General features: G+C 60.2%; 23 protein-coding genes and 1 tRNA gene. 8 read left to right on the top strand and 16 right to left on the bottom strand.

Features of this window, described 5'->3' with window-relative positions:
- Positions 1-192 precede the first annotated feature (192 nt).
- From PAF17_RS18390 to PAF17_RS18370, 5 genes are all read right to left on the bottom strand, one after another.
- Positions 193-1,290 (bottom strand): AAA family ATPase, encoded by a 1,098-nt coding sequence (locus PAF17_RS18390; protein ID WP_271890554.1) that lies wholly within the window; start codon positions 1,288-1,290, stop codon positions 193-195.
- A 313-nt stretch (positions 1,291-1,603) separates the two neighbouring features.
- The gene (locus PAF17_RS18385) at positions 1,604-3,868 is read right to left on the bottom strand and encodes an adenosylcobalamin-dependent ribonucleoside-diphosphate reductase (RefSeq protein ID WP_271890553.1); all 2,265 of its coding nucleotides are present in this window, start codon (positions 3,866-3,868) and stop codon (positions 1,604-1,606) included.
- Positions 3,869-3,943: 75 nt separating this feature from the next.
- Positions 3,944-4,795, bottom strand: coding sequence for a lysophospholipid acyltransferase family protein (locus PAF17_RS18380; RefSeq protein ID WP_271890552.1), 852 nt, complete (start codon positions 4,793-4,795; stop codon positions 3,944-3,946).
- Entirely contained in the window at positions 4,792-5,574 is a 783-nt protein-coding gene (locus tag PAF17_RS18375) for a GNAT family N-acetyltransferase (protein WP_271890551.1), read from the bottom strand. The genes PAF17_RS18380 and PAF17_RS18375 overlap by 4 nt, the downstream gene beginning before the upstream one ends.
- Before the next feature lie 152 nt (positions 5,575-5,726).
- Positions 5,727-5,906, bottom strand: coding sequence for a DUF3553 domain-containing protein (locus PAF17_RS18370; RefSeq protein ID WP_271890550.1), 180 nt, complete (start codon positions 5,904-5,906; stop codon positions 5,727-5,729).
- A 38-nt stretch (positions 5,907-5,944) separates the two neighbouring features.
- Between PAF17_RS18370 and PAF17_RS18365 the strand changes: the two genes are divergently transcribed.
- Positions 5,945-6,577 (top strand): histidine phosphotransferase family protein, encoded by a 633-nt coding sequence (locus PAF17_RS18365; RefSeq protein ID WP_271890549.1) that lies wholly within the window; start codon positions 5,945-5,947, stop codon positions 6,575-6,577.
- A 117-nt stretch (positions 6,578-6,694) separates the two neighbouring features.
- Here the strand turns inward: PAF17_RS18365 and lpdA are convergent, their stop codons facing one another.
- The 3 genes from lpdA to queA form a co-directional block, all read right to left on the bottom strand.
- Positions 6,695-8,089, bottom strand: a complete 1,395-nt coding sequence (lpdA, locus tag PAF17_RS18360) for a dihydrolipoyl dehydrogenase (protein ID WP_271890548.1) — start codon at positions 8,087-8,089, stop codon at positions 6,695-6,697.
- A 103-nt stretch (positions 8,090-8,192) separates the two neighbouring features.
- Complete coding sequence (locus tag PAF17_RS18355) at positions 8,193-9,458, bottom strand: MFS transporter (RefSeq protein ID WP_271890547.1); 1,266 nt, start codon at positions 9,456-9,458, stop codon at positions 8,193-8,195.
- Positions 9,459-9,524: 66 nt separating this feature from the next.
- Positions 9,525-10,583, bottom strand: coding sequence for a tRNA preQ1(34) S-adenosylmethionine ribosyltransferase-isomerase QueA (queA, locus tag PAF17_RS18350; RefSeq protein ID WP_271890546.1), 1,059 nt, complete (start codon positions 10,581-10,583; stop codon positions 9,525-9,527).
- 126 nt (positions 10,584-10,709) lie between these two features.
- On the opposite strand from queA, the gene PAF17_RS18345 reads away from it, so the two are divergent.
- Complete coding sequence (locus tag PAF17_RS18345) at positions 10,710-11,003, top strand: (2Fe-2S)-binding protein (protein ID WP_271890545.1); 294 nt, start codon at positions 10,710-10,712, stop codon at positions 11,001-11,003.
- Positions 10,951-11,436, top strand: a complete 486-nt coding sequence (gene bfr / locus PAF17_RS18340) for a bacterioferritin (RefSeq protein ID WP_271890544.1) — start codon at positions 10,951-10,953, stop codon at positions 11,434-11,436. Before PAF17_RS18345 ends, bfr begins: the two co-directional genes overlap by 53 nt.
- Positions 11,437-11,502: 66 nt before the next feature.
- On the opposite strand, the gene PAF17_RS18335 is transcribed toward bfr, so the two are convergent.
- Positions 11,503-12,180: an HAD-IA family hydrolase gene (locus tag PAF17_RS18335; protein ID WP_271890543.1), complete on the bottom strand. Its 678-nt coding sequence runs from the start codon at positions 12,178-12,180 to the stop codon at positions 11,503-11,505.
- Between the two features lie 116 nt (positions 12,181-12,296).
- Here PAF17_RS18335 and glmU point away from each other — a divergent pair, with 116 nt between their 5' ends.
- Together glmU and glmS are read left to right on the top strand one after the other, a co-directional pair.
- Positions 12,297-13,640, top strand: a complete 1,344-nt coding sequence (gene glmU, locus PAF17_RS18330) for a bifunctional UDP-N-acetylglucosamine diphosphorylase/glucosamine-1-phosphate N-acetyltransferase GlmU (protein WP_271890542.1) — start codon at positions 12,297-12,299, stop codon at positions 13,638-13,640.
- Entirely contained in the window at positions 13,640-15,457 is a 1,818-nt protein-coding gene (glmS, locus tag PAF17_RS18325; protein WP_271890541.1) for a glutamine--fructose-6-phosphate transaminase (isomerizing), read from the top strand. The genes glmU and glmS overlap by 1 nt, the downstream gene beginning before the upstream one ends.
- Positions 15,458-15,473: 16 nt before the next feature.
- Here glmS and PAF17_RS18320 read toward each other — a convergent pair whose 3' ends face one another.
- Positions 15,474-16,382, bottom strand: a complete 909-nt coding sequence (locus PAF17_RS18320) for a DMT family transporter (RefSeq protein WP_271890540.1) — start codon at positions 16,380-16,382, stop codon at positions 15,474-15,476.
- A gap of 38 nt (positions 16,383-16,420) precedes the next feature.
- Entirely contained in the window at positions 16,421-17,014 is a 594-nt protein-coding gene (locus tag PAF17_RS18315; protein ID WP_271890539.1) for a LysE/ArgO family amino acid transporter, read from the bottom strand.
- Between the two features lie 81 nt (positions 17,015-17,095).
- Between PAF17_RS18315 and PAF17_RS18310 the strand changes: the two genes are divergently transcribed.
- Positions 17,096-17,956 (top strand): LysR family transcriptional regulator ArgP, encoded by an 861-nt coding sequence (locus PAF17_RS18310; RefSeq protein ID WP_271890538.1) that lies wholly within the window; start codon positions 17,096-17,098, stop codon positions 17,954-17,956.
- A gap of 30 nt (positions 17,957-17,986) precedes the next feature.
- Here PAF17_RS18310 and PAF17_RS18305 read toward each other — a convergent pair whose 3' ends face one another.
- Positions 17,987-18,730 carry a YebC/PmpR family DNA-binding transcriptional regulator gene (locus PAF17_RS18305; RefSeq protein WP_271890537.1) on the bottom strand — a complete coding sequence of 248 codons (744 nt, stop codon included), beginning with the start codon at positions 18,728-18,730 and terminating at the stop codon, positions 17,987-17,989.
- Positions 18,731-18,867: 137 nt separating this feature from the next.
- On the opposite strand from PAF17_RS18305, the gene PAF17_RS18300 reads away from it, so the two are divergent.
- A complete protein-coding gene (locus tag PAF17_RS18300) occupies positions 18,868-20,643 on the top strand; it encodes an SLC13 family permease (protein WP_271890536.1) in 1,776 nt (591 codons plus the stop codon).
- A 71-nt stretch (positions 20,644-20,714) separates the two neighbouring features.
- Here the strand turns inward: PAF17_RS18300 and PAF17_RS18295 are convergent, their stop codons facing one another.
- The 4 genes from PAF17_RS18295 to PAF17_RS18280 all read right to left on the bottom strand — a co-directional run bounded on the left by PAF17_RS18295 (position 20,715) and on the right by PAF17_RS18280 (position 24,051).
- Positions 20,715-20,942, bottom strand: a complete 228-nt coding sequence (locus PAF17_RS18295; RefSeq protein WP_271890535.1) for a DUF1127 domain-containing protein — start codon at positions 20,940-20,942, stop codon at positions 20,715-20,717.
- A 126-nt stretch (positions 20,943-21,068) separates the two neighbouring features.
- Complete coding sequence (locus tag PAF17_RS18290) at positions 21,069-22,847, bottom strand: SLC13 family permease (RefSeq protein ID WP_271890534.1); 1,779 nt, start codon at positions 22,845-22,847, stop codon at positions 21,069-21,071.
- An 85-nt stretch (positions 22,848-22,932) separates the two neighbouring features.
- Positions 22,933-23,757, bottom strand: a complete 825-nt coding sequence (locus tag PAF17_RS18285; protein ID WP_271890533.1) for a TIGR00282 family metallophosphoesterase — start codon at positions 23,755-23,757, stop codon at positions 22,933-22,935.
- A gap of 221 nt (positions 23,758-23,978) precedes the next feature.
- Positions 23,979-24,051: transfer RNA gene (locus tag PAF17_RS18280), tRNA-Thr, on the bottom strand.
- A 499-nt stretch (positions 24,052-24,550) separates the two neighbouring features.
- Here PAF17_RS18280 and PAF17_RS18275 point away from each other — a divergent pair.
- A complete protein-coding gene (locus tag PAF17_RS18275; protein WP_271890532.1) occupies positions 24,551-25,609 on the top strand; it encodes a DNA methyltransferase in 1,059 nt (352 codons plus the stop codon).
- The last annotated feature ends 268 nt before the right edge of the window (positions 25,610-25,877 follow it).

Genomic DNA, 25,877 nt, shown 5'->3' with positions numbered 1-25,877 from the left:
AGAAAGGGGTGAGCTTGGCCATCTGCTCGTCAGTCAGCCAGTACAGGTCGCTCATGTCACCGCTCCATTTTCTGAGCCGTGAATCACGCCGTGCGACCGAAATCAATGCATCCTGACCCGCCATCTGCGCGCCCCCACCCCAACGGTAGCTATGGCCCAGGCCGACCGAGGCCGCGCACTCACATCCAACGCTCAATGCGACAGCGGGCTGCTTGCCATGGCCTCTGACCTCTCCAGCATCCTGGACACATGGCGCAGATTGAGCTCATGCGCCTCAGCAACCTCGTCGATCACCGCGCAGATCGCGCCCAGGGCAGCTTCAGACAGCCCCCGTCGTGCGCCCTCGCGCTCCGCGAAGGAGATGAGGTCTCCCTTGCCGGGGCCGGCGAGGCGCAGGATTTCCAGGCGGCTTAGGAAAGGGGCCGGAAGCGTGCTTAGGCTGTTCGAGGTCAGGACCCAGCTGATCCAGGACATATCGAACCCGACCTGGTAATAGGGGCACTTCCAGACGGCAGCAGACGAGCACTCCAGCAGCGGCAACATCCCCTCGGCCAAGCCGTAGGCCTGCCCCTTCGTCGAGGTCGGCGTTCCGGCCTTCTCGATCTCGTCGATCACCACGATGGGGTTCGCGCAGAGGCTCTGCACGATGGTTTGGAGAGGCCGGCCCGGGAAGGCCGAGCCCCAGCCGCGTTGCGAGCCGTTGACGACGAAGGAGGCCTGCTCTGCGGTTCCTTCGATGCCACACCGCGGCACCCCGAGATGGCGCCCGAGCTCGCGTGACCACACGCTCTTGCCGATCCCCGGCGGGCCATCGAGCAGCACGGGTGGCAGACGGAATCCAGGCTCCCCCACCCGCACCGAGCGGCGCATCGCTTTCCAGAGGAAGTCAGTGGCCGCCGCCATCCAGGACATCTCGGCATGAATGGCCGCGGCGATCTCATCGGCGCGGTGTTCACTCGCGATGCCGACCAGATCGGCCCCGCCCCGGAACGCCTCGAGCGCGCGCCGGTCATCCGAGCTAAGATGGCTGAGCCCCGAGGCCTTGGCACGCGCCCGCATCACCCGACGCGCGCGACGCAGGATCCTGGTCCGGTCCTTCTCCGAAAGCGGCACGGCGATGAGGTCCTCGTTCCAGCGCAACTCGTCTTCGAAGTCTCCCGGCACCTTCGGGGACACCCCGTCCTGAAGGGCTCGGAGCTTGCGCAGGTGCCACTCGAAGCGGCGCTTGAGGGCGAACTCGTCCTCGTCGGGATCGGCGAAGCGGGCATCGATGAACTTGATCTTCGTCATGGAGGTCCTTTCAGGCGCATGGCGCCATGCCCTCGGGCAGAGCTTCTGCTGGAGGGGGAAGTTGGAAAGAACCCGGCCGGATTGGCCCTAAGGGATGCCGAAAGCGCCGCTAGCCGTCAACGGCGCCCACCAGGACGGAGCGCTCCGGCGGAGCACCGCAGGCTGCAAATCCGCCAGTCGCGCAAGCCATTGATATAAAAAGAAACCACCGACTGCAGCGCAGCCGATGGTCATTTGGTCTGTGCCGGAATGGTCAAATTACCCCGGAAATGGCCAATTTATCGTGGGTCAAACACTAAACGGCCGCCACCCGTCAGCCGCATTTCGAATGGCCACAGGAGGGGCAGGTCATGCAGCCTTCGACCATGCGCATGCCGTATTGGCCGCAGCTTGGGCATGCGGGGCCCTTGGGGCGTTCGCCGACGGCCATCTTTTCCGCCTCGGGGTCGGATTTCAGGCCCATGCCCTCGCCTTCCAGGAAGCCGATCGAAACCATGTGCCGTTCGATCACGCCGCCGATCGCGGCAAGGATCGAGGGGACGTAGCGGCCCTGCATCCAGGCGCCGCCGCGCGGGTCGAAGACGGCTTTCAGTTCCTCGACCACGAAGGACACGTCGCCGCCGCGGCGGAACACGGCCGAGATCATCCGCGTCAGCGCGACCGTCCAGGCGTAATGCTCCATGTTCTTCGAATTGATGAACACTTCGAACGGGCGGCGATGACCGCCCTGCACGATGTCGTTCACAGTGATGTAGATGGCATGCTCGCTGCCCGGCCATTTCAGCTTGTAGGTGGTGCCTTCCAGCGCGCCGGGACGGTCCAGAGGCTCGGTCAGGTAGACGACATCGGCGCCCTGATCGGCCTCGGGCGTGGCCTCGGTCTTTTCGCTGACCGACAGCACGCTGCCGGTGACGTCATTCGGGCGATAGGTGGTGCAGCCCTTGCAGCCCAGATCCCAGGCGGCCAGGTAGACATCCTTGAAATCCTCGAAGCTGATATCCTCGGGGCAGTTGATCGTCTTGGAAATGCTGCTGTCGACCCAATCCTGCGCGGCGGCCTGCATCGCGACGTGATCCTTGGGCGCCAGCGTCTGGGCGTTGACGAAATAATCCGGCAGCGGCGCATCGCCTTTCAGGTCGCGCCACATCTGGACGGCGTAATCGACGACCTCTTCCTCGGTCCGGGAGCCGTCCTTCTGCAGCACCTTGCGGGTATAGGCATAGGCAAAGACCGGTTCGATCCCCGACGAGACATTGCCTGCATAAAGGCTGATCGTGCCGGTCGGCGCGATCGAGGTCAGCAGCGCGTTGCGGATGCCATGTTCGACGATGGCGGCGCGCACATCGTCATCCATTTTCGACAGGAAACCCGATTTCAGATATTGATCGGCATCGAACAGCGGGAAAGCGCCCTTTTCACGGGCCAGATCGACCGAGGCCAGATAGGCCGACCGCGCGATCGCCTTCATCCAGACGCGGGTCTGGGCGACCGCATGCTCGGCCCCGTAACGCAAGCCCAGCATCAGCAGCGCATCGGCAAGACCGGTCACGCCCAGACCGATGCGGCGCTTGGCCTGCGCTTCGGCCAGTTGCTGTTCCAGAGGAAAGCGCGAGGCATCCACCACGTTGTCCATCATCCGGATCGCGGTGCGGACCAGATCGTCCAGCGCATCGGGGTCCAGCTGCGCCCGGTCGGTGAACGGATCGGTCACCAGACGCGCAAGGTTCACCGACCCCAGCAGGCAGGCGCCATAGGGCGGCAGGGGCTGTTCGCCGCAGGGATTGGTCGCGGCGATGGTTTCGGCATAATGCAGGTTGTTGTTGTTGTTGATGCGGTCGATGAAGATCACGCCCGGCTCGGCATAATCATAGGTCGCCTGCATGATGCGGTTCCACAGGTCGCGGGCCTGAACGGTGCGATAGACCTTGCCGTCGAATTTCAGATCCCAGGATGTGTCGGCCTTGACGGCCTCCATGAAGGCATCGGTGACCAGGACCGACAGGTTGAACATTCGCAGGCGGGCGCTGTCCTGCTTCGCCTCGATGAACTGTTCCACATCGGGGTGATCGCAGCGCATCGTCGCCATCATCGCGCCGCGGCGCGAACCTGCCGACATGATGGTGCGGCACATCGCGTCCCAGACATCCATGAAGGACAGCGGCCCCGAGGCATCGGCGGCGACCCCTTTGACCGCCGCGCCGCGCGGACGGATCGTGCTGAAATCATAGCCGATCCCACCGCCCTGCTGCATGGTCAGCGCGGCTTCCTTCAACATGTCGAAAATACCCGACATGCTGTCGGGGATGGTGCCCATGACGAAACAGTTGAACAGCGTCACCGCACGGCCGGTGCCGGCACCCGCAAGGATGCGACCGGCAGGCAGGAACTTGAAATCCTCTAGCGCGGAATAAAAGCGGTCTTCCCACTGCGCCGGGTCCTTTTCGACGCGGGCCAGATCGCGGGCCACGCGGCGCCAGCTATCCTCGACCGAGCCGTCGACGGGCTGCCCCTCGGCATCCTTCATCCGGTATTTCATGTCCCAGATCTGTTCGGCGATAGGGGCAGCGAAGCGGGTCATCGATACTTCCTTTGGTGTTGGTGGCAGCGGGGCACCCCAGATATTGATCCATCGCGCCCTTCGCAAGGTCCTATCTTAAGGCTTTTGCGCCACGGAGTCGAAATATTCGCGCACGCTATATTCGGCCGCTGCCGAAAGCGTCTTACGTGTATGACCGGAAACGGAAATCGGCTTGCCCAGATGCACCGTCACATCGCCCTGCGAGGGCGCGGACAACACGGCAAGCAGATGATCGGCCAGCGGCATATCCGCCCACCAGCCATAGAATCGCGGGTCGGCACCGGCTGGCGCGCGATAGGTCACGCTCATCGGCTGGATCGCCAGGGAATCGGGCAGGTCGGGGTCCAGAAAGCCTTGAAACAAGGTCGGCTTGAACGGCAGGACGCGGCGGCCATCCGTCGATGTGCCCTCGGGAAAGAACAGCAGCCGGTGTCCGGCGCGCACACGGGCGGCGAATTCCTGTGCCTGCTCGCGTGCAAGGCGGGGATCGCGGACCACGAAATGCGTATTGGTCACGGCGGTCAGGATGTTGATCCCCGGCCAGCCGCGAACCTCGGCTTTGCTGACGAAAAACACCGGCATCGCGGCATTCATCGTCAAGATGTCTAGCCAGCTTGAATGGTTCGCAACGACCGCACCCGGGCCGCGCATCGGCCGCCCCTGACGCGACCACCCCAAACCCATGCACGACAGGACCAGACGACAGATCCCCTGAACATAAGGTCCGGTCCAGGGACGGCGGGCACGATGGAACAACCACTCGATGGCGCGTATCGGCAGGATCAGGACCACCCCGATCAGCAGGACCAGAACGGCGGGAATTCCCCGACGCAAGACACGCGCCCAACCTCGCAGACCTTCCGGCCGAGGCAAGGCCGGCGGCTCAACCGCGCGCCAGGTCGCCGATCCGCGGCCGGGATCACTCATGGCTTCTGCCAGCGGCTTTCATAGAATTTGCGGTGCTTGTCGGACATGGCCTTGGTATCCATCAACAGGAAGACATCGGTCGTATTAAAGTCGCGGTCGACAAAGGCCCCCTCGCCGACCAACCCGCCAAGGCGCAGATAAGCCTTGATCAGGGCAGGCATGCCGATCATCGCCGCGCGTCGATCCAGATGTTCGGGCGCGATCAGATCCATTGATTGGAAACCATCGGGCCGCGCCACGGGCCGCAGATCCCTTGGGGCCAGGTGATTATGATGCAACCAGCTAAGAGATGGCGCAAGCTGTCGCGAGTCGGTGCCATGAAAGCTGGCCACCCCGAACAGGATTTCGATGCCATGATCCAGAACATAATCCGCCAGGGCGTTCCACAACAGGAACATCCCCGTCCCACCGCGAAACGCGGGGTCGACACAAGACCGGCCCAGTTCCAACACCGAGCGATCGGTCTGGCGCAAGGGGGTCAGATCATATTCCCCGTCACAATAAAATCGGCCAAAGGATTTGGCGCGATCCCCCGGCAACAGGCGATAGACCCCTACGACATGATCCAGAGCATTCACAGAACGGCGCCTGTCGATCAGGCACAAATGATCGACGACATCATCGAATTCATCGCGTTCAAGCCGCGCCTCGTGATCGACAAGCGGCCCGGTGCCGCCAAGTTCTTCGATGAAAACACGATAACGCAACCGCTGTGCGGCGCGAAGATCACTGCCGGAACGCGCAATGCGAATGTCGAAATAGGACGGATCAGACTTCATGCGGCCTTCGATCGCAGGGGAAAGGATGTCGCGCATCTCTAGGATGGGGGCGGCTTCGATGCAACACAATGAACCTATATGCATTGCTGCCTATTGGCGGGAATTGAAAATTACAACCTTTGGTTGCATTTTTTCAACATGAACGGTTCACCCTACCCATCATGGTCCCAGATGATCTCCAATTGCACGCGCGCGCCGTCAATTACCTGCTTTCCCGCTTCGGTGAAATTCACTGTGATACGATCGCCGATGCGTGACTGAACCTGCCCCTGCCCCCATTCCGGCGCACCCGGATGACGGACACGCATTCCCGGCTCAAGCATTTCATTCAAAACTCGTTCTCCTGTTTTTGACCCGAAGGTAACTTTGCATGACATTCGATACAACGCAGATAACGCCCGGCGATCTTGCTGCTTTACTGGGCTCGCGCCTGTGCCACGATCTTGTTTCACCCTTGGGGGCGATCGGAAACGGGGTCGAACTGCTGGAAATGTCACCGGATTTTCCTGGGCTGACAAACAGCCCCGAACTGCGCCTGATTGCAGAATCCGTCGCCGCCGCCAGAGGTCGGATTCAGGCGTTTCGAATGGCCTTTGGTCAAAGCCGCGGAGGACAGCGCGTGTCCCATGTGGAATTGAAATCGCTTGTAGATGGCGCTGCCTCGAATAGCCGCCTCAAGATCGATCTGAATGCCGATGGCGATTTTTCACGCGATGAGATCAGGATGCTGATGCTTGCCCTGATGTGCCTTGAAACGGCCATGCCCTGGGGGGGGCGGGTCGTCGTTCTGAATTGCGCCCCTGGCTGGAAGCTGGTGGCGGAAGCAGATCGCATGAAGCAGGATCCAGAGCTGTGGTCATGGCTTGATGAGGCAAGACGCCAGGGCGCACGCGCGCCCCTTCCATCCGAAGTCCAGTTCGCCCTGCTTGCAGAGGCCGCACAAAGCAAAGGCCGCAAGCTGACGGTCGAAATGGACGATCAGGGCGCGGAGCTGACGTTCTGAGCGACGCCAACTTCGCATTCCCAGCAATGGCAAACGCGCCCCGAACCTGGTTTGGGGCGCGCTTTCTCACGATCCTTGACGAAGGCTTTGACCGACCTTCATCAACGATTGCCTGTCTCAGAAATGTATCGCACGACCATAGGCGTCGAGCACCGATTCATGCATCATTTCCGAAAGCGTGGGATGCGGGAACACCGTTTCCATCAGCTCGGCTTCGGTTGTTTCAAGCGTCCGTCCGACCACATAGCCCTGAATCAGTTCGGTCACTTCCGCACCGACCATATGCGCGCCCAGAAGCTCGCCGGTTTTGGCGTCGAAAACGGTTTTCACCATGCCTTCAGGTTCACCCAATGCGATGGCCTTCCCATTGCCGACAAAGGGAAATTTGCCAACCTTGATGTCATGGCCCAATTCTTTTGCGCGGGCTTCGGTCAGGCCGACACTGGCAACCTGCGGGTGACAATATGTGCAGCCCGCGATCGAGTTGGGCTTGATCGGATGTGGCTTCTGCCCGGCAATAAGTTCGGCAACCATCACACCTTCATGGCTGGCCTTGTGGGCCAGCCAGGGTGCGCCCGCGACATCCCCGATCGCATAGACCCCATCGACGCCCGTACGGCAATATTCGTCTGTCACGACATGGGTCCGGTCAACCTTGACGCCCAGCTTTTCCAGGCCCAGCCCTTCGACATTGCCGACAATCCCGACGGCCGAAATAACGGTGTCAAATTCAACTGTCTCGACCTTGCCACCGGTTTCGATATGGGCCGTCACCTTGTTGCCAGCCCGGTCAAGTTTCTTGACCGCGGCCTTTTCCATGATTTTCATGCCCTGCTTGACGAATTGCTTCTTAGCAAAGGCGCTGATCTCGGCGTCTTCCACGGGCAAGACGCGATCCATGACCTCGACCACCGTCGTATCCGCCCCGAGCGTATTGAAAAAGCTTGCAAATTCGATGCCAATCGCGCCTGATCCGATCACCAGCAACTTTTTGGGCATATGCGGCGGGTTCAGTGCATGCTTGTAATTCCATACCAGCTTGCCATCAGGTTCCAGCCCGGGCAGTTCGCGCGCGCGGGCGCCGGTGGCAATGATGATCGAACCTGCCGAAACCTCTTCGGTGCCTTTGGCGGTCTTGACGCTGACCTTGCCTTTGCCGGTGACGGTCGCCTCGCCCATGATCGTGGTGACTTTGTTCTTCTTGAGAAGATGTCCGACGCCATTGGACAGCTGTTTCGCGACCCCGCGCGAACGTTCAACCACCTTGTCGATATCATAACCGATCTTTTCGGCGGACAGACCGAAATCCTTGGCCCGTTCCATCAGGTGGAACACCTCGGCACTGCGCAGCAGCGCCTTGGTCGGGATACACCCCCAGTTCAGGCAGATCCCGCCCAGATGCTCACGCTCGATGCAGGCCACTTTCAGCCCCAATTGCGCGCCCCGGATCGCAGCGACGTAACCGCCGGGTCCGGCGCCGATCACCACCATATCGAAATTCTGGGCCATCATGTCCCTCGCTTGCTGAAGATAGTTCAGCGTTAAACCATTTGCGGGCAGGCAGCAAGGCACGCTCTGCCCGCGTGCAAATGGCCCAAAGCGGGGGTCGGCAAGGTCAGTATTCGCTTGCCTCGCGCGTTTCGGCCGGGTCGTCGGACTGCGCCTCGTCAAGCAGCGCCTCCAGCGCCAGTGGCGTGGTGCTGTGACTGACGACAGCATAGCTGGCCTGCTCGTCGGGCGACAAAGCGCGGCGACGCGTCATGCGCCATGCGGCATAGCCGGTCAGCCCCGAAAGCATAACCCCCATATAGATCCAGTATCCGTCCGGCCCCACCTGCCCCATCAGCCAGCCGGTGATCAGCGGTCCGCCAATCGAACCGATCCCGTTGATGAACAGTAACCCCGCCGAAGCAGACGCCATGTCGGACGGATCCAGAAAGTCATTGGTATAGGCCAGCAAAATCCCGTAGATCGGGTTGGCCACACCGCCCATGAACGCCGCAGCAATCACCAACCCCAGCGTGCCGGGCTGCAACAAGACGACAACAAAGGTCACCCCCGCGCCAAACGCCCCCAGCATGAAAACCAGCTTGCGTCGGTCATAGCGGTCAGACACCCAACCAAGCGGATATTGCAGCGCCAGACCGCCAGCATAGGCCGCCGCGACAAAAACCGAGATCTGCGCGACGGAAAGCCCGATCTGTGCGCCCCAGACCGCCGACATGCCCGACACCACGGACAGAACCCCGCCCATCACGAAGATACCCACACATCCCAGAGGCGATGCCCGGTAAAGTTCGCCGAACGACATCCGCTTGATGGTCTCGAACTGGGGGCCGGGCTTGGCTGACAACAGGATCGGCGTAAAGGACAGCGAAACCAGAACCGAGGGGATGATGAACAGCAGAAAACCAGCCGGATCACCCGTGTTCAGCAGGGCCTGCGCCACGACGATCCCCAGTAGCTGAACGATCATATACGCCGCCAGCGCCTGTCCACGCGATTCGTTGCTGGCCCCTTCGTTCAGCCAGCTTTCCGCCGCGACATACACGCCGCAGAAACAGAACCCGATCAGAAAACGCAAAATGCTCCAGAAAATCCAGTTCGGTTCGATCGCATACAGAACCAGAATGGCCGAAATCATTGATCCCAGGGCCGCGAACACGCGGACATGGCCGACATTCTTGATGATCCCTGGAACGACCAGGCTACCCAGCAGGAAGCCCCCGAAATAGCTGGACATCACGATAGACATCAGAAAGGTCGGAATGCCTTCGATGCTTCCGCGAATACCCAGCAATGTGCCCTGCATCCCGTTGCCGACCATCAGCAACAGAATCCCCAGAAGCAGCGGCCAAGTGCTGCGTAATACCGAACTCATTTTTCCCTCGCTGCGCGCGTGCTGCCAATGACAGCCCCCTAGTGCGCCAAGCCCGGCGAGGTCAAATCATTTCCGACCTTTCGGGATCAGAAGCGACGCATCTCCGTAGCTGAAGAAACGATAGCGTGTTCTGACGGCATGTTCATAGATTTTCTGGATATTTTCATGCCCCATCAGCGCCGACACCAGCATGAGCAATGTCGATTTCGGCAAATGGAAATTCGTCATCAATGCGTCTATCACCCGGAATTGATATCCGGGATAGATGAAGATCTCGGTCGTGTCGCTGAAAGGTCTGACGCGCCCATCCGGGGTCGCGGCCGATTCGATCAGGCGCAGCGCCGTTGTTCCGACGGCGATCACGCGGCGTCGCTGAGATTTCGCCAGATTGATACGCTCGGCGGCCTCTGGACTGACCTCGCCCCATTCGGCATGCATCCGGTGGGTTGTCACGTCCTCGACCTTGACCGGCAGGAAGGTTCCGGCGCCGACATGCAATGTCACATGAACGAACTCGACCCCCTTGTCGCGCAACATGGCAAGCAAGGGCGCATCAAAATGCAGGCTGGCCGTCGGTGCCGCAACCGCGCCCTGATGTCTGGCCCAAACCGTTTGGTAATCGTCATGATCCTGATCATCGGGGGCGCGCAATGCCGCAATATAGGGAGGCAAGGGCATCGCCCCGACCTTCTTCAAAGCGGCATCAAAGGCATCACCCTCGGCATCAAAGATCAACCGCAAGGCACCGTCTGCGATCTGGACCACGGTCGCCGATAACGCATCTCCGAAGCGGATCACCTCGCCGACGCGCAGTTTTCGCAGCGGCTTGGCCAACGCCTGCCAGCCTTCGGCGGCCGGTTCCAGCAAGGTGACCTCAATCCGCGCGACAGCATCCCCTTGCGGGGTCGGGCGTGTGCGCGTTCCCGTCAGACGCGCGGGAATGACCTTGGTATCGTTCAGGACCAGAACATCACCCGGCCCCAGAATATCGGGCAGATCGCTGACATGGCGATCGGTGATCAGGTCATCCTGCGCCAACAGCAACCGCGCCGAGCTGCGCGGACGCGCTGGACGGGTGGCGATCAGATCTTCGGGCAGGTCGAAATCAAAATCAGACAGTTGCATGGCGCGCTTGTGATTGCATGTTCCGCCTGCGTCAAGCGCGCTGAGCGGGTTGTGATACCCAAGTGAAAAAGACGGTCTTTACAATTCCGACAATTTAACTAGGTTGTGCCGGAACAGGAGCCTGTCATGATTGTCTGTCACTGCACCCAGATTTCCGACCACGAGATCCGCGATGCGATCGATTGGATGCGCAATGCCGATCCCCAGACAATCATCACCCCCGGCAAGATCTATCACGCCCTTGGCAAGCGCGCCGATTGCGGTGGCTGCATGCCTCTATTTCTGGACACCATGCGCAACTGCGATAGTCTGACCGTATCCCCGCCGATTTTGCGGGCGAAACCAGCTATCAAGGAAGGGTCCGACAATGAAGGGCGACAGCAAGGTCATCGACTATCTCAACGCCGCGCTGCGGTCTGAGCTGACGGCGGTCAGTCAGTATTGGCTGCATTACCGGCTTCAGGAAGACTGGGGCTATGGCCATATCGCCGACAAGTCGCGCGCGGAATCCATCGAAGAGATGAACCACGCCGACAAGCTGATTCAGCGAATCATCTTTCTGGAGGGCCACCCGAACCTGCAAAAGCTGGACCCGCTGCGCATTGGCCAGAACCTGAAAGAAACCATGGAGGCCGACCTTGCGGGCGAGCATGACGCCCGCAAGCTGTATATCGAAGCGCGCGAGCATTGCGAAAAAGTCGGTGATTATGTCAGCAAGGTGCTGTTCGAAGAACTGATCGCGGATGAAGAAGGTCATATCGACTTTCTGGAAACCCAAATCGAGCTGCATGACACGATCGGCGCCGAGAAATTCGGCCAGCTCAACGCGAAACCCGCGAGCGAGGCCGAATAGCGCCCGCAATTTCTGCGTTGGGGCGCAATTGGCTTGCGCCCCATCGAATCGGTCATCGAGAACCGATCATCCGGCCAGCCAGTTCCGTGCCAGATCCGGCAATTCATCGAAATGGTTCAACAGCGCCTCTGGTGCCAGTCGGGAAATCGCTTCGCCTTCCGGCCCAAAGGCAACAAGCGCAACCTTGACCCCCGCGGCCGATGCGGTGCGACGGTCGGTTTCGGTATCGCCGAGCAGGAACGATTGCTGCAAACTGCCTCCCGCGCCTTCGACCGCCGCCTGATAAGGACGCGGGTCCGGTTTTCTGACCGGCAATGTATCCGCCCCGATCAATGATGCGAAAACTTCGCGGATACCCAGTTCTCGCAGCAATATCTCGGCCAGACCTTCGGGTTTGTTCGTGCAGACCGCCAATCGATGCCCGTCTGACGCCAACTGTGCCAATGCCGCCTCGGCACCGGGATACAGCTGCGTATGCTCGGCGATGTTCGCCCCGTAATGGTCCAGAAGCCGGCCGTAATCCTCGTCCTCTGCACCCGGTGGCAGCAGGAAATCCGATGCCATGCGGCCATAGCCTGCCCGCAGCATCGCGCGACCGCCATGAAAGGCGATCAACGCATCCGCAACCGGGTCCAGCAACGCCCCAAGCCCGCGCGCCGAGAAACAGGCATTCGCCGCTGCAATAAGATCTCCGGATGTATCCGCAAGCGTCCCATCCAGATCAAAGACCACCGTGCCCGCCATGCGCCATCCTTTCGCGAAACGATCCGAAAACAAAGGTGAACGCGCCAGCCCTTTCCAGCGGGCGCGCCCCCGATTAGAACGCAGACCAAAGAAATTGAACAGGCGATGAGGGCGGAATGTCGGAAACTTCGGTAGCAGTGGTCATTCTGGCAGCCGGACAGGGCAGCCGGATGCAGTCGGAATTGCCCAAGGTGCTGCACAGGCTGGCGGCTGTGCCCCTGATCGGTCATGCGCTGTCGGCGGCGCGCAGCCTTGACCCCGAACAAATCATCGTTGTCGCCGGACATGGCGGAGATCTGGTCGCGAAAGCCACGGCCAAGCTGGACCCCGACGCGGAAATCGTCATGCAGCCGGAACAGTTGGGCACCGGCCACGCCGTGCGGCAGGCCCTGCCCGCACTTGAGGGCTTCGAAGGCAAGGTGATCGTGCTGTATGGCGATACGCCATTCATCGGCGAAGATACCCTGGCCGCATTGTCCAGTCACCCGGCGGATGTCGTCGTCCTTGGCTTCGAGGCCGAGGATCCCGGCCGCTATGGCCGACTGGTGGTGACGGATCGCGGCCTGGAGCGTATCGTCGAATACAAGGATGCCGACGAAGCAACCCGTCGCATCGCGTTGTGCAATTCCGGGGTCATGGCACTTGATGCCGGGCTGCTGCGCCAACTGATCGTGCGAATCGAAAACGACAACGCGGCGGGTGAATACTACCTGACCGATCTGGTCCAACTTGCACGTACCGAAGGTCATCGCGCCGATGTCGTCACCTGTGACGAAGAAGAAACCCTTGGAATCAACACGCGCACCGAACTGGCATGCGCGGAAGCCGCGTTTCAGGCACGCGCACGCGCCGCGACCATGGAAAACGGCGTCACGCTCAGCGATCCCGATACGGTCTGGTTCGCGCAGGACACGGTGATCGGACGTGACGCCATCATCGGGCAAAACGTTGTCTTCGGGTCCGGCGTGACAATCGAATCTGGCGCCGAAATCCTGCCCTTTAGCCACCTCGAAGGTTGCCATGTCTCGTCAGGTGCGACCGTCGGCCCATTTGCCCGGCTGCGCAACGGCGCAGAGTTGGGGGGCGATGTCCATGTCGGGAACTTTGTCGAAATCAAGAACTCGGTCCTCGACGAAGGCGTCAAGGTTGGCCATCTGACCTATCTGGGGGACGCCTCGGTCGGGGAACACAGCAATATCGGGGCGGGAACCGTGACCTGCAATTATGACGGCGTCATGAAGCACCGCACCGAAATCGGGGCCCGCGCCTTTATCGGAAGCGACACGATGCTGGTTGCGCCGGTGCGGGTCGGGGCCGAGGCTGTCACCGGATCAGGGTCGGTGATTACCGAGAATGTCGAAGACGGAGCATTGGCCATTGGACGCGCGCGGCAATCGACCAAACCCGGCCTTGGCGTTCGGTTGATGCAGGCCCTGCGTGCCCGCAAGGAGAAAAACTGATGTGCGGCATTATCGGCATCCTTGGCCGGCACGAGGTTTCGCCGCAACTGGTCGACGGTTTGCGCCGGCTTGAATATCGCGGCTATGACAGCGCCGGTGTTGCCACGATCGACGATTCCGGCCGTCTGGATCGCAGGCGGGCCGTTGGAAAATTGGTAAACCTGTCCGACCGGCTTGTGCATGAACCGCTGCGGGGGCATTCCGGTATCGGGCATACGCGTTGGGCCACCCATGGTGCTGCCAATGAGGTCAATGCCCATCCCCACAAATCCGGTCCCGTCGCAGTGGTGCATAACGGCATCATCGAAAATTTCCGAGAGTTGCGCGACGAACTGATCGCCCGGGGGATCCACCCCGAATCCCAGACCGACACCGAAACCGTTGCCTTGCTGACCGCCAGTTTTCTCGATCAGGGCATGGCGCCCGTCGATGCGGCCCGTGCCACCCTGACGCGCCTGCAAGGTGCCTTTGCGCTGGCCTTTCTGTTCGAAGGCGAAACCGATCTGATGATCGCCGCCCGCCGTGGCAGCCCCCTTGCAATCGGCCATGGCGACGGAGAGATGTTCATCGGGTCGGATGCGGTCGCCCTGGCGCCATTCACCGATCAGATCACTTATCTGGACGATGGCGATCATGCGGTTCTGACCCGCGGGGATGTCGCCGTGTTCGACCGCAATGAACAACCTGTCATTCGTCACATGGCCCGGATCGATGTGGGCGCCACGGCGATCGACAAGGCCGGGTATCGTCATTTCATGGCCAAGGAAATCGCCGAGCAGCCGGTTGTTATCGGCGACGTGCTGAGCCATTATGTCAAGGGTGATCGGATCATCCTGCCTGACGAGATCGACTTTTCCCAGGTTGACCGCATCTGCCTTGTCGGTTGCGGGACCGCCCATCTCGCCGGTCATACGGCGAAATACTGGTTCGAACAGATCGCCGGCCTGCCCTGCGACATCGATGTCGCGTCGGAATTTCGCTATCGCGAGCCTCCGCTTTCCGACAAGAGCTGGTTCATCTCGATCAGCCAATCGGGCGAAACCGCCGACACACTTGCCGCGCTGCATTACGCGCGGGGACGGGTCGATCGCACCCTCGGGCTGGTCAATGTCGGAACGTCTGCCATTGCACGCGACAGCGATATAGCGCTGGCCACGCGTGCCGGCATCGAGGTCAGCGTGGCCTCGTCCAAGGCCTTTACCTGTCAATTGGCGGTGCTGGCCGTGCTGGCGTTGAAGGCGGCACATGACCGCGGCCGGATCGACGATCAGCAACTAGCACACCATCTGGCCGATCTGCGTGCAATCCCGGCATTGCTGCAACAAGCGCTGGCATTGTCGGATGAATGCCGAAACCTATCCGAATGGTTGGCACAGGCTCAGGACGTCTTGTATCTGGGGCGCGGCGCGCTGTTTCCCGTTGCATTGGAAGGTGCGCTGAAACTGAAAGAGCTCAGCTATATCCATGCTGAAGGCTATGCCTCGGGCGAACTGAAACACGGCCCGATCGCCTTGATCGATCGCGATGTGCCGGTTGTGGTTCTGGCGCCGTATGATCACCTGTTCGAAAAGACCATTTCGAACATGCAAGAGGTCATGGCCCGTCACGGACAGATCCTGCTGGTCTCGGATGCCAAGGGAATTGCGGCCGGTGCCGAAGGGGCTTTTGCCACGCTGCAACTGCCGACAGGCGGCGGGATCTTTCAGCCCATGCTCTATGCGGTTCCGATGCAATATCTGGCCTATCACACGGCTGTCGCAAAGGGCACTGATGTCGATCAGCCCCGAAATCTGGCGAAATCCGTTACCGTCGAATGATCGGCGCGGCGCGGCCCTAGGCCTTGGTCGCGCCCACCGGCGGTGTCTTGAGCTGGGCGCGCTTTTGCGCCTCGCGCCAGGTGATATAGGTGATCGAGGCGATCATGATGCCGCCCCCCAGAATAACCCAGCCATCCAGAGGTTCGTGAAACACGAAGACACCCAGCATGCTGGCCCAGATCAATTGCAAGAAAGTCACGGGTTGCGTCACCGTCAGCGGCGCGGCGGCGAAGGCACGCGTCATCGTGTAATGCCCCAACGTCGCAAAGACCGCGACCAACCCGAGCCATCCGATCTGGGTCAAGCTCGGCGGGACCCAGACGATATAGGCCAACGGTGCCAGTCCGATCGCGACACTCAGCGACATCATCGCAACCACCACCGCAGCAGAGACATGCGTGGAAAGCTGCTTGGCGACCAGATAGGACGCGCCAAAGGCCAATGCCGCACCAACCTGTGACAAATGCCCCGGATCCAGGACACGCAAGCCCGGTCGCAGCACGATCAGGGCCCCAAACAGCGCCACGCAGATCGCAGCAATCCGGCGCAACGCCAGTTTTTCGCCCAGAAAAAGCGCGGCACCCACTGTCACGACGATTGGATTCAGAAACCCGATCGCCGTCACTTCGGCCACGGTTATTCTGGACATGGCATAGAACCAGGCCGTCACCGCGATCACATGCAGGATACCGCGCACTGCAAACCCGGCCCACAAGCTACGGCTGAATCCCTTGCGCAAGGCGGGCAGCAACACCGGAACCAGAAAGGCCAGGCCGAACAGAAACCGGATGAACGCCGCCTGCGGCGCTGGAAGCGCGCCATCCAGCCCCCGGACGATCCCGTTCACAGCAACGAAGCAAAGCCCCGTCAAAAGCATCCATCCAATGCCGACCAGGTCGCGGCTGGTTTCTCGATCCATTTGCATATGATGCAGTCACACCGTTTTTCAGGCGCATGCAAGCCCTATTCCAGAACCAGCCGCGCCGCGATGCCCCACATGACGGCACCCACGCCCAGTTCCAGCCATTGCCACGCGCGCGGACGCGCAAATAGCGGTGCGAGGAATCTGGCCCCATAACCCAGAGTCAGAAAAAACAGGAAAGATCCGGTCACCGCCCCTGCCCCGAAATTTCGAGGCGAAGGCCATTGCGCGGAAATTGAGCCCAACAGCACCACCGTGTCCAGCCAGACATGCGGATTGAGCCAGGTGATCGCCGCCACGGATGCCAATGTCGCGATCATGCTGCGCGCGGTTCCCTTGGGGGTCAGCGCCTCTCCGCCGCGAATTGCCGCCCAAAAGGATTTCGCACCATACAGGACCAGGAACGCCACGCCCCCCCAACGCATGATCTCGATCAGCCAGGGGGCCATATCGGCAATCGCAGTCATGCCGCCAACCCCCAGCACGATCAGGATTGCGTCCGAAACCGCGCAAAACAGGCATACAGCCAGCACATGGTTGCGCAACAACCCCTGTTTCAACACGAATGCGTTTTGTGCTCCGATTGCCAAAATCAGGGACAAGCCCGTTCCTAGCCCCGCAAAATAAGACGTCATGGTCACCTCCGTTCGGAACGGGATGACATTGCGCATAAGTTAAGTAAAATTATTTGATCTGATCCAGATTAAGAATAGCTTATGTTCGACTATCCTGCTTTGCTGGCATTGGCCGAAATCCTGCGACGGGGTTCGTTCGAGGCGGCAGCCCATGCCCTTTCGGTGACACCTTCCGCCATTTCCCAACGCATCCGCAGTCTGGAAGAACGAAGCGGAACGACACTGATTGATCGCGGGCCACCCATCACGGGCACCGCCGAAGGGCTGCGCCTTGCGGCCCATCTGGAACAGGTCCGACTGCTTGAAACGGCTCTGCAACTTCAGCAGGGCGAAACGCCAACCATCCGCGTCGCGGTCAGCGCCGATAGCCTTGCGACCTGGGCCATGGATCCGCTGGCCCAGACCCCCGGCCTGCTGGATCTGGTCATCGACGATCAGGATCACGCGCATGACTGGCTGAAAAACGGTCAGGTCAGCGCCGCCCTTACCGGCACCACCCGCCCGGTCACGGGATGTGACAGTCTGCCACTTGGCAAAATGCGTTATCGCGCAACTGCCAGCCCGGATTTCATGCAACTTCACTTCCCCGACGGGCCAAGCCCTGCGACGCTGAAAAAGGCGCCCTCGCTCAGCTTCAATCACAAGGACGGTTTGCAGGATCGGTGGGTGCAGGAATTCTGTGGCCACAGGATCGCCCTGCCCCTGAACCGGATCCCGTCGTCACAAGCCTTTGCCGAGGCAACAAGATTGGGTTTGGGCTGGGGCATGAACCCCGAGGCCATGGTGAAACAGGATCTCCTGAATGGCCGACTCGTCGACCTGGCCCCGGACCTGCCGTTGGATGTTCCGCTGGCCTGGCAGACCGCGCGAATGACCGCAGGGGCGATCGCGCCATTGACCGAGGCAATGAAAAAGGCCGCCAGCGCAGCCTTGCTGCCCTGACGGCCAATTCTGCCAAGCGATGTTCGCCAATCAGAACTGCGCGGCGACATCCTCGGACAGGTCGAAATTGCCGGTGACATTCTGAACGTCGTCATCGTCCTCCAACGTATCGATCAGCTTCATCAGCTTCTGTGCGGTATCCAGATCGGAAATCTCGGTGGGGGCCTGCGGCTTCCAGATCAACTTGGCCGTCTCGGATTCGCCCAATTCGGCCTCGAGCGCGGTGGACACCTCGTTCAGATCGGTATCACCACAATAGATCCAGTGCCCTTCGTCATCTGATTGCACGTCCGAGGCGCCGGCCTCGATCGCCGCCATCATCACCGTATCGGCATCACCGGCCGAGGCCGGATACATGATTTCACCAACGCGGTCGAACATGAAGCTGACCGAACCGGTCTGCCCCAGATCACCGCCCGATTTGGTGAAATAGCTGCGCACATTCGACGCGGTGCGATTGCGGTTGTCGGTCATTGCCTCGACCACAAGCGCGATACCATTGGGGCCATAGCCCTCGTAACGGATTTCTTCGTAGGTCTCGGCATCGCCGCCCAGTGACTTCTTGATCGCACGATCAATCACGTCCTTGGGCACCGATTTTGCCTTGGCCTCCTTGACGGCAAGGCGCAGGCGCGGGTTCTTTTCAGGATCGGGGTCGCCCATCTTGGCCGCCACCGTAATTTCCTTGGCGAGTTTCGAAAACAGCTTTGAACGGGCCGCGTCCTGACGACCCTTGCGGTGCTGAATATTGGCCCATTTGGAATGACCTGCCATGGTCCGTTCGTCCTTCGCAATTCACATGAAATTCGTATTCCCGCGCTTTTAGTCCACCGACATGCCTGATCGCAAGACGAACCCACCACCGACCTGCTACGTTAGTGTCAATGCAGTCGTTTTTTTCCAGGAATGAGATGAATTTTTCCCAATCCGCCCTGTTCGCCATTTTCTTCGCAATGATGGTGCTGATGTTCTGGGGGCGCTGGCGTCATGATCTGGTTGCCTTTGCGGGTTTGATGGCCGCGGTCTTGCTTGGGCTGGTGCCGGCGGGACAGGCATTTTCCGGATTCGGCAACCCCGCCACGATGATTGTCGCCTTGGTGTTGATCGCCACTGCGGGCCTGACGCGATCGGGCGCGGTGGCTTGGTTGACGCGCAAGCTGGTCTCGGATCACAGATCGGTCAGCCGGCATATTCTGGTTCTGGGTGGCGCAGGTGGGCTGATGTCCGGCTTCATGAACAATATCGCCGCATTGGCCATGTTGATGCCCATCGATCTTCAGGCATCGCGAAAGGCAGGAAGGCCCGCGGCACTGACGCTGATGCCTTTGGCCTTTGCGACCATTCTGGGCGGCATGCTGACCCTGATCGGAACGCCTCCGAACCTGATCGTATCGGGATACCGCGCACAGGTTCTGGACGCGCCTTATCGCATGTTCGATTTCCTGCCGGTTGGCCTCGCCGTAGCGTTGGCGGGTATTCTCTTCATTGCATTGTTCGGCTGGCGGCTTATCCCGGTTTCCCGCGCCACCAGCAAAGGCGGCCAGGAACGCCCGCGTCGCTATATTGCGCGATTGGTCGTCACCGAGGCCAGCACCGCGAATGGCCAGACGATCGGTGCGCTGCGTGACATCGCAGCCAAGGCCGATTGCCGGATATCCGGCCTGTCGCGGCATGGCCATGTCATCAGCGGCAACCTGGATGACACCTTTCTTGAGCCCGGCGACGTTCTGGTGCTGCGCGCCAACCCCTCGGCGCTGGACGATTTCCGCGCCTCGGGCAAGCTGGCCTTTCCTGATGGCCGGGTCGAACCCCGCGCACGCAAGGATGCCGAAGGCCAGACGCTGATCGAATGCCTGGTTCCGGTCGGCGCCCCCATCATCGGCAGAACGATGCAGTCATTTGGCCTGGTCAATCGCTATGATTGCGTCCTTGTTGGGATGCGACGCCGGGGGATCGCGCTGCGAGAGGCCCTGCCCCGCCAGGAAATCGCGGCGGGTGATCTGCTGCTGTTGCTGGTTCCCGACAGTCGCAGCGCCGATGTATTTGCCGCTTCGGGCGTTATCCGTCTGGATGGAACCAGCCTGCCGGTCCTGCGCGAGGGGCATATGCTGACGGCGGTAACATTGTTTGCTCTTGCGGTTCTTGCGACCAGCCTGGGGGTCGTGACCATGCCGATTGCCCTGGGCTGCGTCGTGATAGGATATGTGCTGACTGGCGTCCTGCAGATTCACGAACTTTACGACCATGTGGACTGGCCCGTCATCGTGCTGCTGGGGTCGATGATCCCGCTTGGCCTGGCCCTGGATGAAACCGGCGGCACCGCCCTGATCGCGGCTGGGCTGGCATCTGTCACCGAGGGCTTTCCCCCTTGGGTGGGGTTACTATTGCTGATGGCTGCGACGATGTTGATGTCGGATGTGTTGAACAACAATGCCACCACCATCGTCGCCGCGCCGGTGGGCATCAGGTTGGCAGAGCAGATGAACGTGCAGCCCGATGCATTCCTGATGGGCGTCGCCGTTGCGGCGGCCTGTGCCTTTCTGACGCCCATCGGCCACCAGAACAACACGCTGATTCTGGGTCCCGGGAATTATCGCTTTGGCGATTACTGGCGCATGGGCCTGCCGCTGGAGATCATTGTTCTGGCGGTTTCCTTGCCGATGCTGCTGATCGTTTGGCCGCTTTGATGTTCCGGCCGGATATGCAAATGGCGTCACCTCTATGGTGACGCCATTTGCATTCATGATGTCCGGTCTGATCAGACGACGCCGCTGACACCCATGATCCGGCGAACTTCGCCCTCGCGGGTCAGGCCCTGATCGGCCAGTTCGGCATCGGTCATTTCATTCAGTTTCTGCAAAGCGCGCATCCGCGGCTGGGCTTCGGCCAGAACGACCAGAAAACGCCCGATAGCAGCAAACGGAGCTGCCAGAACAGAAAGAATTGGTGTCGCGCTTTTTGCGCCGTGATTTACAACAGTAGCCATTGGAAACTCCTTGTCGATTACAAAGCCGTTTCCCCCCTTGGCCTGTAATCTGGCGTTTATGCTGCGAATGCACAACCCGCAATGCTGCATGGCAGCATTGCGGGAGGCTCAACGCCCGTCGGCAAATCAAAGCGGCCAGAAAATCGGGATGACGGTCGAGGCCGTTGCCGCCATCAACAGGTTCAGCGGCAGGCCGACGCGAATAAAGTCGGAGAACCGATACCCCCCCGGGCCATAGACCAGGGTATTCGTCTGATATCCGATCGGCGTTGCGAAACTGGCTGAAGCGCCCATCATGACCGCAATGACCAACGGCCTTGGATCAACGCCCAGCTGGGTTCCCAGTGAAATCGCCACAGGCGTGACAATCACCGCAACGGCATTGTTCGTCACCGTTTCAGTCAAAGCCATCGACAGCAAATACACCGCCAATACCAACCCCCAATGTGGCATCGTTGCCAGCCAGGGTGCCACACGCGACACGATCAATTCCACCGCACCCGAATTTTCCAGACCGGCACCAACGGCCAGCATCGCAAAGATCAGCGCCATCAATCGCCCGTCGACAAAGCCCAGGGCCTCGTCCGCGTCGATACATCGTGTGCCCAGGACCACCGCCACACCACAAAAAGCCAGCAGCAGGATCGGCGCAATGTCGAACGCCGACAGCACGACCACGGCCACAAGCGTCAGCACGACGATCGGCGCATGACTGCGACGGAAGGCCCGATCCGACGGAGCATTGACCTCGACCATATCCATGTCGCGGGCAAGGCGCTGGATATCCGCCGGCGCGCCTTCAAGCAGCAAGGTATCACCGACACGCACCACAAGATCGTCAAGCTGACGCCCGATGTTCTGGTTCTTGCGATGCGCCGCCAGCACATAGACCCCATAGCGGCGGCGCAGGCGCATCGATCCCAGACTGCGCCCGATCATGTGACATCCCGGGGTGATCAGCACCTCGACCGTGGAGGTCTGAACCGAACTCAGTTTGTCGACCATCCGCAGATCCTTGTGGCTTTGCAGCCCCAGAACCTCTGACATGGGTGTGCGCAACACGACGCGGTCACCTGCCTCCAGTCGTACGGCGGCAAGGTCACGGCGCAACGAAGCATCCCCGCGCAACACGTCGATTACCCGCGCCGTGTCACGGGTGAAAATGTCAACCTCGTCCAGCGCCTTGCCGATCAGTGCCGAATCCTCGGGGATGGCAACCTCGGTAAAGAACTTCATTTTCGAGCGACCCGACATCAGTTGCGAAATCGAATCCCGTTCCGGCAACAGCTTTGGGGCAAACAGCAACAAATAGGTCACGCCGACAATCGCCATCGGAAGTCCGACCGGCGTAATCTCGAAGATGCTGAACGGTTCCATTCCCGAAGATCTTGCGACACCATCGACCAGCAGGTTGGTCGATGTGCCGATCATCGTCATCGTCCCCCCCAGAATCGACAGATATGAAAGTGGAATCAAAAGCTTGGATGGTGTGCTGCCGATTTGCTTGGCCAGCTGCATGAAGATCGGCATCATCACCACGACCAACGGCGTATTGTTGACGAAGGCAGACATCGCACACACGACGCATGACACCATCACCAGAGTCATCACCGGACGCGACCCGGCATGATGGGCCGCGCGCTGACCGATCCAATCCAATGCGCCGGTTCTGACCAATCCACCGACAATGATGAACATGAATGCGATCGTCCAGGGCGCAGGGTTGGCCAGCACCCCCGTGACATGATCGACATCAAGAATACCCAGGGCAAGCAACACCACCGCCCCGAGAATCGCCGTGACTTCGGGTGGATAGGTTTCGCGAATGAAAAGGGTCAGCATCCCTGCAATAATGAATATCGTGGCGACCGCAGAATAAGTTCCGGTCAGTTCAAATCCGAACATTCATATCTCGCGATAGCGGCCAAGGCGGCCCGATTCGACGCATCTTGCGCAGATTTGTGACGCCCTAGCAAGCAAACTGCTCTGGTCACTGCGTCGGGCAATCGCCGGTCTGCTGCAATCGCCCCCCTTCCCGCACGGGCATGATCTGTTTTGCCAATCCGTTGCGGTCATCCGTCACGACCAGAACCCCGCATAGCGTGGCTTCGCCCTCAGCGGGCGTGAAACGATCCCGCACCATCCCGGTCACGAATCGGCGCAGCGGCTCGGCCTTCTGCATACCGATCACGCTGTCATAATCCCCGCACATGCCGGCATCCGTAAGATAGCCCGTACCACGCGCAAGAATTTGCGCATCGCCGGTGGGCACATGGGTATGTGTCCCCACCACAAGGCTGGCACGTCCGTCGCAAAAATGCCCGATCGCCATCTTTTCGCTGGTGGCTTCGGCATGAATATCGATCAGGGCGGCCTGAACCATGCCTCCGGGGGGATGTGCGCGCAACACCTCATCCAATGCCGAGAAAGGGTCGTCATAAGGACGAGACATGAATACCTGCCCCAGAGCCTGGGTCACCAGAATCTTGCGTCCGCGTTGATCGGAAAATACCCCCGACCCCCGACCCGGGGCCTCTTTTGCGAAATTCAGTGGCCGGATGATGCGCGGCTCCTTGTCGATATAGGCAAGCATGTCCTTCTGATCGAAGGCATGATCCCCCAAGGTCAGGCAATCGGCACCCGATTCCAGCAACAACTGCGCATGTCCGGCCGTCACCCCGCGCCCACCGCTGGCGTTTTCAGCATTCACGACCACGAAATCCGCCCGCAGACGTGCCCGCAGTGCAGCCAGCTCACCGCTGATCGCACGCCGGCCCGAGCGGCCCATCACATCACCAAGGAAAAGTATTCGCATACCGCTGCGATAGGCCAAAGCCGCCACGCGCTCAAGCAGGAAAAACCGCGACCATCATCTTGGATACATGCCGTTCTGAAAATGGTGCCGGTTGCAGAAGTCGAACCCGCGACCTTCTGATTACAAATAATCTGCGTTATCGTGACAACCACTTGGAATCACTGAATTAATCATCGAGCCTTGAGGCGGTATGCAATTGTCGTGCAATTGACGACCACGCGTGCCCCCAGAGAGACTCGAACTCCCGACATCTTGATTACAAATCAAGCGCTCTACCAGCTGAGCTATAGGGGCTACGCGAGGCGTCGTTTAAACGATTGGCGAACAAGGTGCAATCCGTCATAATTGAGTTATGCTAAAGAATCCGCCAATAGAAGAACAGCCTTGGTGGCCGGACGCGCTGCGCCGCTTCGAGCAGTTCGCGGAGGCGGGCAAGGATCGACACGTTTCGGCCAGACGCGTGTCCGAGGAGTTTGGGATAACTGTCTCGACGACTCGAGCGGCCATCATGCGGGGGTCGGTGCCGTGCTTTCCATCATCCGATCCCGACCGTGCTGCTGCTTGGAAGGCTGGAGAGCCTCGCTACGAGGGCAAGCTGTGCAAGAAGCACATGACCCGCGTCCGCTATAGCAACGATGGTGTCTGCGTCGAGTGCATGGCAGAGTATTCAGCAGCGGCAAACATGCGGCGGCGCTAGACGAGCAGCCGTGTTCACTTTATGTTCGAACCATCGTGGTTGCCTGCCAGAGGAATGGCGACCATGATGCGCATGAGCAGAAACGGACCGAGAAGAATGAAAAAGAAGGTAGTCCCACTAATTCCGAAGTCGCCAGCCGAGTTCAATGCAACAGGTAGCGCGACCGTCTACCACGCCGATGCAATGACCTGTTATGCCAAGTGGCCGCGCCCGACCGTGATCGTCGCGGACGGCCCCTACGGCCTCGGCAAGTTTCCGGGCGAACCAAATACCGCCGACAACCTCGGTGAATGGTATGCCCCTCACGTCGCTGAATGGGCGCGCCTCGCGTTGCCCGAAACCACGCTCTGGTTCTGGTGTTCCGAGGTTGGTTGGGCAGAAGTGCATTCCGTCTTGAAGATGCACGGTTGGCGCTACAAGGCCGCGCACATCTGGGACAAAGGCGTCGGGCACGTCGCGGGCAACTGCAACGGCGATACCATCCACGGCTTCCCCGTCGTGACGGAAATTTGCGTCCAGTATGTCCGCGACACGCAACTCGCGACTGAGGACGGCGAACCACTGTCGATGAAGCAGTGGTTGCGGCACGAATGGCAAAGGTCAGGCCTGCCCCTCTACAAGACCAATGAGGCCTGCGGGGTCGTCAACGCAGCGACGCGGAAATACTTCACGCAGTGCCACCTTTGGTATTTCCCGCCCGCCGACAAGATGGTCGCCCTGGCTGAATACGCGACGAAGCACGGGCAGCCGACCGACCGTCCCTATTTCTCTCTCGACGGTGAAACGCCCCTGACCGAGCGTCAGTGGGAGCGGATGCGGGCAAAGTGGAACCATGCGCATGGCGTCACCAACGTCTGGAACGAGCCAGCCGTTCGCGGCACCGAGCGGGTCAAGAGCACAGGCCTAAAGGCGCTGCACATGAACCAGAAGCCGCTGCGGTTGATCGACCGCACGGTCGCCGCATCATCCGATCCCGGCGACGTTGTCTGGGAGCCGTTCGGGGGCCTGTGTTCCGCCGCCGTTCATTCGCTTCGGTCGGGTAGACACTGTTACGCCTCTGAGGTTATTCCTGATTTCTATGCAGCCGCTGTTCGGCGGCTCACTGAGGAATCAGAAATTGACAATACCCGACGCGCCGAAACCAACCGAGCCTGATCCCTCTTGGGAGCACTACGAGCTTTGGCGCGCAGTGAAGAAGGCGGTATTTACACTGCCTTCTCGCTTCGAGTCGGAATTGGTAATTTCCGGTGTTCTTGCAACTGACCTATTCGCGTTCAATTCCTCTCTCGGCGCGACGATTGAAGAACTGAATAGCCCCGCGTTTCCTAGACGCCTTCGGGTCTCGGTTTCCGCTGCCGTTCGAACTCTACGGGCGACAGCATCCCGTTTCTCGCATGCTTGCGCTTCGGATTGTAGAACATCT

It is taken from the genome of Paracoccus onchidii (genome assembly GCF_028294535.1).
In the GTDB taxonomy this organism is placed as follows: Bacteria; Pseudomonadota; Alphaproteobacteria; order Rhodobacterales; family Rhodobacteraceae; genus Paracoccus; species Paracoccus onchidii.
Note: the sequence above shows the minus strand (reverse complement) of the source record. Positions and strands in the feature narration are given on the sequence as shown.

What these genes read in the sequence shown, in the direction of transcription:
- PAF17_RS18390 (WP_271890554.1), bottom strand. Translation starts at nt 1,290, where the DNA reads ATGACGAAGATCAAGTTCATCGATGCCCGCTTCGCCGATCCCGACGAG.
- PAF17_RS18385 (WP_271890553.1), bottom strand. Translation starts at nt 3,868, where the DNA reads ATGACCCGCTTCGCTGCCCCTATCGCCGAACAGATCTGGGACATGAAA.
- PAF17_RS18380 (WP_271890552.1), bottom strand. Translation starts at nt 4,795, where the DNA reads ATGAGTGATCCCGGCCGCGGATCGGCGACCTGGCGCGCGGTTGAGCCG.
- PAF17_RS18375 (WP_271890551.1), bottom strand. Translation starts at nt 5,574, where the DNA reads ATGAAGTCTGATCCGTCCTATTTCGACATTCGCATTGCGCGTTCCGGC.
- PAF17_RS18365 (WP_271890549.1), top strand. Translation starts at nt 5,945, where the DNA reads ATGACATTCGATACAACGCAGATAACGCCCGGCGATCTTGCTGCTTTA.
- lpdA (WP_271890548.1), bottom strand. Translation starts at nt 8,089, where the DNA reads ATGATGGCCCAGAATTTCGATATGGTGGTGATCGGCGCCGGACCCGGC.
- PAF17_RS18355 (WP_271890547.1), bottom strand. Translation starts at nt 9,458, where the DNA reads ATGAGTTCGGTATTACGCAGCACTTGGCCGCTGCTTCTGGGGATTCTG.
- queA (WP_271890546.1), bottom strand. Translation starts at nt 10,583, where the DNA reads ATGCAACTGTCTGATTTTGATTTCGACCTGCCCGAAGATCTGATCGCC.
- PAF17_RS18345 (WP_271890545.1), top strand. Translation starts at nt 10,710, where the DNA reads ATGATTGTCTGTCACTGCACCCAGATTTCCGACCACGAGATCCGCGAT.
- bfr (WP_271890544.1), top strand. Translation starts at nt 10,951, where the DNA reads ATGAAGGGCGACAGCAAGGTCATCGACTATCTCAACGCCGCGCTGCGG.
- PAF17_RS18335 (WP_271890543.1), bottom strand. Translation starts at nt 12,180, where the DNA reads ATGGCGGGCACGGTGGTCTTTGATCTGGATGGGACGCTTGCGGATACA.
- glmU (WP_271890542.1), top strand. Translation starts at nt 12,297, where the DNA reads ATGTCGGAAACTTCGGTAGCAGTGGTCATTCTGGCAGCCGGACAGGGC.
- glmS (WP_271890541.1), top strand. Translation starts at nt 13,640, where the DNA reads ATGTGCGGCATTATCGGCATCCTTGGCCGGCACGAGGTTTCGCCGCAA.
- PAF17_RS18320 (WP_271890540.1), bottom strand. Translation starts at nt 16,382, where the DNA reads ATGCAAATGGATCGAGAAACCAGCCGCGACCTGGTCGGCATTGGATGG.
- PAF17_RS18315 (WP_271890539.1), bottom strand. Translation starts at nt 17,014, where the DNA reads ATGACGTCTTATTTTGCGGGGCTAGGAACGGGCTTGTCCCTGATTTTG.
- PAF17_RS18310 (WP_271890538.1), top strand. Translation starts at nt 17,096, where the DNA reads ATGTTCGACTATCCTGCTTTGCTGGCATTGGCCGAAATCCTGCGACGG.
- PAF17_RS18305 (WP_271890537.1), bottom strand. Translation starts at nt 18,730, where the DNA reads ATGGCAGGTCATTCCAAATGGGCCAATATTCAGCACCGCAAGGGTCGT.
- PAF17_RS18300 (WP_271890536.1), top strand. Translation starts at nt 18,868, where the DNA reads ATGAATTTTTCCCAATCCGCCCTGTTCGCCATTTTCTTCGCAATGATG.
- PAF17_RS18295 (WP_271890535.1), bottom strand. Translation starts at nt 20,942, where the DNA reads ATGGCTACTGTTGTAAATCACGGCGCAAAAAGCGCGACACCAATTCTT.
- PAF17_RS18290 (WP_271890534.1), bottom strand. Translation starts at nt 22,847, where the DNA reads ATGTTCGGATTTGAACTGACCGGAACTTATTCTGCGGTCGCCACGATA.
- PAF17_RS18285 (WP_271890533.1), bottom strand. Translation starts at nt 23,757, where the DNA reads ATGCGAATACTTTTCCTTGGTGATGTGATGGGCCGCTCGGGCCGGCGT.
- PAF17_RS18275 (WP_271890532.1), top strand. Translation starts at nt 24,551, where the DNA reads ATGAAAAAGAAGGTAGTCCCACTAATTCCGAAGTCGCCAGCCGAGTTC.